At 68.9% G+C, this 6,822-nt stretch carries 4 protein-coding genes; 1 reads left to right on the forward strand and 3 read right to left on the reverse strand.

The features are described 5' to 3' along the window. The first annotated feature begins 125 nt into the window (after positions 1-125). A complete protein-coding gene (locus KHO18_RS09770) occupies positions 126-1,577 on the forward strand; it encodes a Fic family protein (RefSeq protein WP_244844658.1) in 1,452 nt (483 codons plus the stop codon). A gap of 70 nt (positions 1,578-1,647) precedes the next feature. Here the strand turns inward: KHO18_RS09770 and KHO18_RS28730 are convergent, their stop codons facing one another. The 3 genes from KHO18_RS28730 to KHO18_RS09785 all read right to left on the reverse strand — a co-directional run. Further along, positions 1,648-2,142 carry an RcnB family protein gene (locus tag KHO18_RS28730; protein WP_244844659.1) on the reverse strand — a complete coding sequence of 165 codons (495 nt, stop codon included), beginning with the start codon at positions 2,140-2,142 and terminating at the stop codon, positions 1,648-1,650. A 279-nt stretch (positions 2,143-2,421) separates the two neighbouring features. After that, complete coding sequence (locus KHO18_RS09780; protein ID WP_211943081.1) at positions 2,422-3,177, reverse strand: sulfite exporter TauE/SafE family protein; 756 nt, start codon at positions 3,175-3,177, stop codon at positions 2,422-2,424. Between the two features lie 87 nt (positions 3,178-3,264). Then, a partial coding sequence (locus KHO18_RS09785; protein WP_211943082.1) for an LWXIA domain-containing protein occupies positions 3,265-6,822 on the reverse strand: 3,558 nt, incomplete at its 5' end.

A 6,822-nucleotide genomic window follows, 5' to 3' on the forward strand; every position in this document is an offset into this window, starting at 1 on the left:
ATATAAAATTTGTGCGTTTAGCGCGAATTTTGTTGGGTCTCATCGATCACATTTGAGGGGATGGCGTGCATCATATGCGGCAGGTTGGCTATGCGTGGGTCCGGAATCAGCTCAAAGCGCCCTCGGTGCCCGTCATCCGGGAGGCACGCTCGGGCGCCACGACGCGCATCCTCGAAATGCCGGATGCCATCCTGTTCCCGCGCAAGGTGGCGCCGCCCGACGACGCTCCGCTCCTGGCCCATACGCTGTTCGCCATCAAGCACGAGGGCGTGGACCTCGCCATCCTGTCCCAGGCGCTGCCCCAGGTGCCGCAGGCGGAAATGCAGGCCGAGCTGGACCTGCACCCCACCAGCCGCTTCGCGCGCATCGCGGCCATGCTGTGGGAGCACTTCACCGGCAACACGCTCACGCCCACCCTCTCCGACAAGGTGCCCTACGTCAATCTGTTCGACCCGGCGCGCTACTACACCGCCGCGCCGGGCAAGCTCCATCCGCGCTGGCGTGTGCGCTTCAACGGGCTGGGCGAGCTGGACTACTGCGTCACCGTGCGCCGCACCGAGACGATCCAGTCGATCCTTGACATGGACGTCTTCGCGCGCATGGACGCCTTTATCGCCTCGGTCGGCCCGGACATCCTGGACCGCGCGCTGCACTGGGCCTACCTGAGCGAGACCGACAGTTCGTTCGAAATCGAGCGGGAGAGCGCCACGCAGGACAAGTCCGAACGCTTCGTCCAGCTGCTGCGCCACGCGCATGAAAGGCGCCCGTTGAGCGAGGAATACCTGACCGAGCTCCAGAACGACGTCATCTCCAACCCGTTCGACCAGGCGATGCAGTACCGCACCGAACAGAACTGGCTGCGCCGGGGCGGCAACGGGCCGGCGTCCGTCACCTACGTGCCGCCGGTGCCGGACGACGTGCCCGGCCTGATGCACGCCCTGGAAGACTTCGCCAACCAGCCGCCGGCCAACGTGGACCCGCTGATCGTGGCGAGCGTGGTGTCGTTCTGGTTCGTCTTCATCCACCCGTTCATGGACGGCAACGGACGGCTATCGCGCTTCCTGATCCACCACGCGCTGTGCCGCTCGGGCAAGATGGCCAAGGGCTTCCTGCTGCCGGTCTCGGTGGCCATCAAGCGGCATGAGGCCGACTACCTCGCCGCGCTGGAGAGCTTCTCCAAGCCGGTGCGCGCGCTCTGGCGGGTGCGGGTGCTGGGCGATCAACAGTTCGATTGCGAGACCAGCGCCGGGGCCACGCCCTATCGCTACTGGGATGCCACGGCGTGCGTGGAATTCGGCGTCCGCATGGTCCGGGAAGCCCTGGAGCACGACCTGGAGGCCGAAACGCGCTTCCTGATCGGCTACGACGAAGTGGCCAGGCGCGTGGATGCGCAGTTCGACATCCGCAATGCGGACCTCGCCACGCTGGTTTCGAGCTGCTTCCGCGAGAAGGGGCGCGTGTCCAACCGCTGGCGCAAGCAACTGGCCCTGCGCGTGCAGCCGGCCGCGTTCGACGCCATCGAGGCCGCCGTCAAGGACGTGTTCTTTTCGGACGAGTCCGATCCTGTCGCACCATAAAAAACGGGCACGCCGACGTGCCCGTTGCCCTGCTGTTTACTAATTAGCTGTTTATTAGTTAGCAGGCCACTCAGCCTCCCGGCCCCACCGAGTAGATCGTCCCGTTGGACGACACCTGGTAGTAATCGGCACCCACGCCGACCCAGTGATGGCCCTTGCGCGGTGCGGGCAGGTTGTAGTCCTTGTACTTGTCGATCACGTACTGGCGGTCTCGGAATTCCGTCGGCAGCCGGTCACCCTTGTTCCACTTCTGCGGCGCGTAGGGCGACTGCGCGCCCATCGGCTGCGAGCCGGTACGGCCGGGGCTGCTGCTCATCGAATCCGAGGACATGCCCTGGCTCTTCGATGCCGGCGCGGTGCCGCGTGGCTGCTTGCCCTGCTGGGCAGGTGGCATCGGCGTGGCTGAAGGTGGCATCGCACCGGCCTGGCCCGGTGCGGGCATGGGCGTCGGGCCGGATGGCTGGGTCTGGCCGGGCATCTGGCCCTGGCCCTGCTGCGCCATCGCGAATGGTGCGGCCAGCATGCCTGCCGCCACCAGGGAGGGTATTAACAACTTCGTTTTCATCGTGATCTCCTCACAGATGGAACGTCAGGCCGCCCGGGCGCGGGCAGCCCCCAGACCAGCTTAGTAGCAATTGCGGGGCCCGCATCGTCAAATACCCGGCCGGCCGCCGGAGTCTGCCGATTTTCCCCAATGATTTCAATGGCTTGCCAAATGAAGGAGACACGCCCGGGGAGATGCATTTTCCGCACGGCAACCGGTAAAAACGGCGCATGCGTGTAGCAACTGCCACCCCGCCGCCGGGGCCGCGCGGAAATGCTGCGGCGCGCCAGCGCCGGCCAGTCAGCGGGTGAGGAGGTGGGGCACCGACGACGCCAGCATGGCCACGCCCGAGCCCGTGAGAAGCGTCAGCACGATGCGGCGGAACATGATGTCGCTGATCCCCACATAGACCCGCGTGCCGAGCAGCGTGGGAATCAGCATGGCGGGCGCGACGATGGCGAACATCGGCAGCATGTCCCGGGTGACGATGCCGGTACCGATGTAGACGGCCATCGTCACCATCAAGGCGCCGAGGTTGAAGTTCTGGATCACCACGCGCTGGGTGTCCTTGTCGAAGCCGCGCAGCGTGCACCAGAGCGTGGGCGCGATGCCCGTGAACCCGCCGATACCACCCAGAATGCCGCCGATCCCGCCGACCACCACGTCAGCCAGCCGTCCGCCGTGGCGGATGGGCGGCAGCCTGGACGAAAACAGCATGATCGGGCACCAGATCACCAGGATGATGCCAAGGCAGAGCTTGAACAGATGGATGTCGAGCTTGGGCAGGATCGACACCCCGATCGGGATGCCGACGGCCCCGCCGATCAGGAACGGCAGCACGGTCGCCAGATGGAACTTGCGGCGCACCGTGAACGCGGCCAGCAGCTGCCCGGTGAGCGCGCCGAACACCGACATGGCCGACGCCATGCGCGGATCCACGCCCCACGCCCAGAACGACATGGCGACCATGCCGAACGCGAACCCGGACAGGCCCTGGACGAAACCGGCAACGGCGGCGCCGAGGGCAATGAGGATGACGACCGGATCGACGGACATGAGGGGGCGGAGGGGGCGTAAAGGGGCGAAGGGAAGCGGCATTGTAACGTCGTCGCCACCCGCCACATCCCTCGCCTCCTCCTCACCCTAACGGGTCACGTCGAACTCCCAGCCCGGCTCGATATGCCCGGGGTTCTCCGCCAGCTTGTACTTCGGATTGAGATTGATCAATTCGCGGAGCGCGAAGTCGGCCACCTGGGTGTCCGGCGGCAGGGCCTGCTCGCGCGCCTCGGCCTTCTGTTCGTCGGAGAGCAGCGTGTCCAGGTGCGCGCGGGAGATGCCCCAGAGCGTCGAGACGGCCTCGTTGCCGCGCCGGTACGGCTGCACGCGCACGGTCTCCGGCGCCGTGGGCCGGGTCCTTGGCGGCATCTCCGGCTGGGTCTTGCCCGGCGGCGTCTCGACGGGTGGCTGCGTGCCCGAGGGCGACGGCGACGGCGAGGCGTCCGGGGTGGAGCCAGGCGTCACGGTCGGCGTCACGGTCGGCGTCCCACCCGGCGCCAGCGTCCGGTCCTTGTCGTCATCCTTGCTCAGCTCCACGGCAATCTTGGCGACGAAGTTGACGATGACGCCCGCCCCCAGCAGCACCAGCCCGCGCGGCATGGCCCGGCCGAAGACATTCCACTTCCCCTCCGCCCAGCCCTGGGCCGGCAGCAGCCCGGTCTTGGGGTCCTGCGCCAGCGCCAGCCGGTTCTTCTCGCCCACCACCGCGTTCCGGTCCACGCGCGACTGCAGGTGCGCGCCCACGCCGAACACGGTAATGCCGGCCGCCTCGATCATGCCCACCACGCCCGGCGTGTTCATGGCATCGGCCACGGCCAGCGGAATCGTGCCGAGCGCGTACCCGTTCATCACGAACTTGCGCATCTGGGCAGACAGCAGCACCGTGGGTTTGCCGCCCAGGTGATGCCCCAGCCGCGTGCCGATGTTCAGCGTGCTCAGCACCGTGTTCGATGCCAGGAACGCCGCGTTACTGTAGGTCAGCGGGTTGTCGGCCGGCAGATGGTGCTGCATGAACCAGATCGCCGTGTTGCTGTTGTTGACCGCCAGCGTGCCGATCTGCGCCGTGTCGTTGAGCCGGCCCGGCACGGTATCGGGGTTCAGCAGCTTGGTGCCGACGGTCTTGATGGTCGCCTGCGCGTCCTGGATCTGCGTGGCGCGGTCCGGAGCGTCTTTCTTCGCCCCGTGGGTGTGGGCCTCCAGAGTGTCCACGGCGGTCTTGAACGTGTCCTGGTCCTTGGCGTGGATGCCCCACGCATCGGCGGAACGGCCGTGCAGCCGGCTGCGCAGATAGGTGATATTGGCCGGCGTGGGGTCCGCCGCCCGCGCGTTGATCCGCAGGGTGTGCAGGGTCCGGCCCGCTGCCACGCTGCCCCGGTAGATAAAGCAGGTCGCGCTGCTGAGCACCGGGTTCACGTGCGCCGCGGACGTCGCCACGCCAGCCAGCGTGCCGAGCGCGAAGGTGCCCACCGTGGACACCGTCATCGTCTTGGCCATCTTCCATGGGCGCGGGCCATTCTCGCCGGCCTTCGGGGCGCCATCATGGCTGATGGTGCGCCGCTGGGCCGCACCGCCCTGCCCGGCGGCCTCGTTGGCACGCGCCACGTCACGCATGCGGGCGACGATGTCGGCATGGGCGCTGCCCTGCGTGGCGTCGACCTTCAGCTCCACGTTCGTGAGGTCAGCGACCTTGACGGTGCCGTCCGTGTGGATGCTGAACTCGACGTCGCCGAGGTAGACATGGCGGTCCGCCATGGTGTCCAGGATATCGTCGAGGTCGCGCAGGGACTTGCCGTTGAGCAGCCCGGTGCGCGGATCGGGCACCCCGTGCATGGCCTTGTCGCCAAACAGGTCGCGGGAGCTGGCCGCGTAGCGCTCGTAGACCACGGCGGGCCGGCCGGAGACCGTCATCTCGTCGGGGCCGAAGGTCTTCAGCGTGTTGAAGCCAAGCCCGGCGGCCGTGCGCAGCGCCTCGCGCTCGCCCTGCACCATGAAGCCGGTCATCTCGTCATTGGCGATACCCACGGCCTTGTCGCGGCCCAGCGCGAACACGGTCTTGGCGCCGCCACCCCCGAGCCGCGGCCCCAGATAGGTGGCCAGGTCCACGCGCTCCCGCCCGCCGCCCGGATGGCGCAGGTAAGCCACCCCGCGCGCATTCACATCGAAACGATGGTTCGCGTACGGGTCCGGCTGGGGCTGCACGCGCCGCCAATTGCCGCCGGGCTGCGCCAGGTCGATGGCAGGCTTGCCGTTGGCATCCGCGCCGCGTTGCAGCGCGAACTCGGGCGCCAGCACCTCCGCCTGCATCACGTTCGCCACCTGCTCCGTGAAGACGCGGCCCTGCGGCAGGTGGGCGCCGTCGAGCGCGAGCACGATCGGCTGCCCGGACTGCCACTCGTCGGCCATGCGGAGCGCGAATTCGTGCGCGCCGATGGGCTGGCCGTCCTCGCCACGCAGGCCGCCCTGGGGATGGATCGCTCCGACCACCACGGTATGGTCGCCGGGTGCGTTCACGCGGTGCGGCTTGTCGCCAACCGCCACCTCGCTCCAGCGTGCCGGCGTCTGCCGCCAGCCTGCCGGCGTGGCCGCGTCGGGCACCGGCGCCGCCGCAGCAGCCGCCGCCGTCTTCCCGCCGTGGGTGACCCCCACGATGGGCAGCCCCGGCCGGGCGCCGAAGAAGCGGCCGCCGTTCACTACGTGGAGGTCCGCGCCGGACTGCGCCATCGTGGTCCGGTCCGCCGCCACGCCCAGCCGGGCGCCGTGCGCAAGGTCGCTGCCCGGCGCGAAGAACGCATCGATATTGAGCGCGCCATCCGGGCCATAGACGTTGGCACCCAGCCCATTGGCCACCTCCTGCGCCAGCGAGACCACGCCGTCCTGCCCGTAGCAGTCGTAGAGCAGCACGGGCATGCCTTCCTGGTAGTCGGGATGCGCGCGGATGCGGTCGATGAGGGTGGCGGCATCCGCCACCCGCGACGGCCCCGAGCCGCTCGCGTTCATCTCCACGCCGCCGAACACGCCTTCGGCCCGCACCGTAAAGTAGCCCGGCACGCGCGGCACGGAAATGCCCACCGCCGCGCCATCGAAGGTGACCTGCCCCGCCTCCTGCGCCAGATCCAGATGGGCCGGCCCGCGCGGGAACTGTGCCAGCTGGCCCAGATGGTCCACGCGCCGCCCGCCCTCGCGGCGCACCAGCGGCGCGCCGGCGCGGAAGTCCTCGGGCAAGGCGATGCGGATCTCGCCCCCGTAACGCTGGTTCAGCGCCAGGTTGCCGGCGCGCGTGGTACGACCGCTCAGCATCACCGGAATCGTGCCGATCAGGTTGCCGTCGTCGATCCGGCCCTGGAAGCCGCGTTGCGACACCACGGCCACCTGCACCGGCTGGCCAGCCTGCACGGCCTCGTCGGCGCTGGCCAGCGCCTGCTGGAGCGAATCATGCGAGGACTCCGGCAGGCCGCTGCGCACGGTCACGTCGCCGCCAGCCGCCGGCAGCACCACGTAGTGCACCCCGGCCAGCCGCCCGCCCGAGGCGTGCACGCCGTCGATCGTCGCCGCCATGGCGCCTGCGTCGACAGTCTCGTCGCGCAAGGACCAGCTGCCGTCGCGCACCGGCGCGGCGTCCGTACGGCGCGTGGCCACGGCGCGCGG

Origin of the sequence: Cupriavidus campinensis (assembly GCF_905397395.1) — a bacterium.
In the GTDB taxonomy this organism is placed as follows: Bacteria; Pseudomonadota; Gammaproteobacteria; order Burkholderiales; family Burkholderiaceae; genus Cupriavidus; species Cupriavidus campinensis.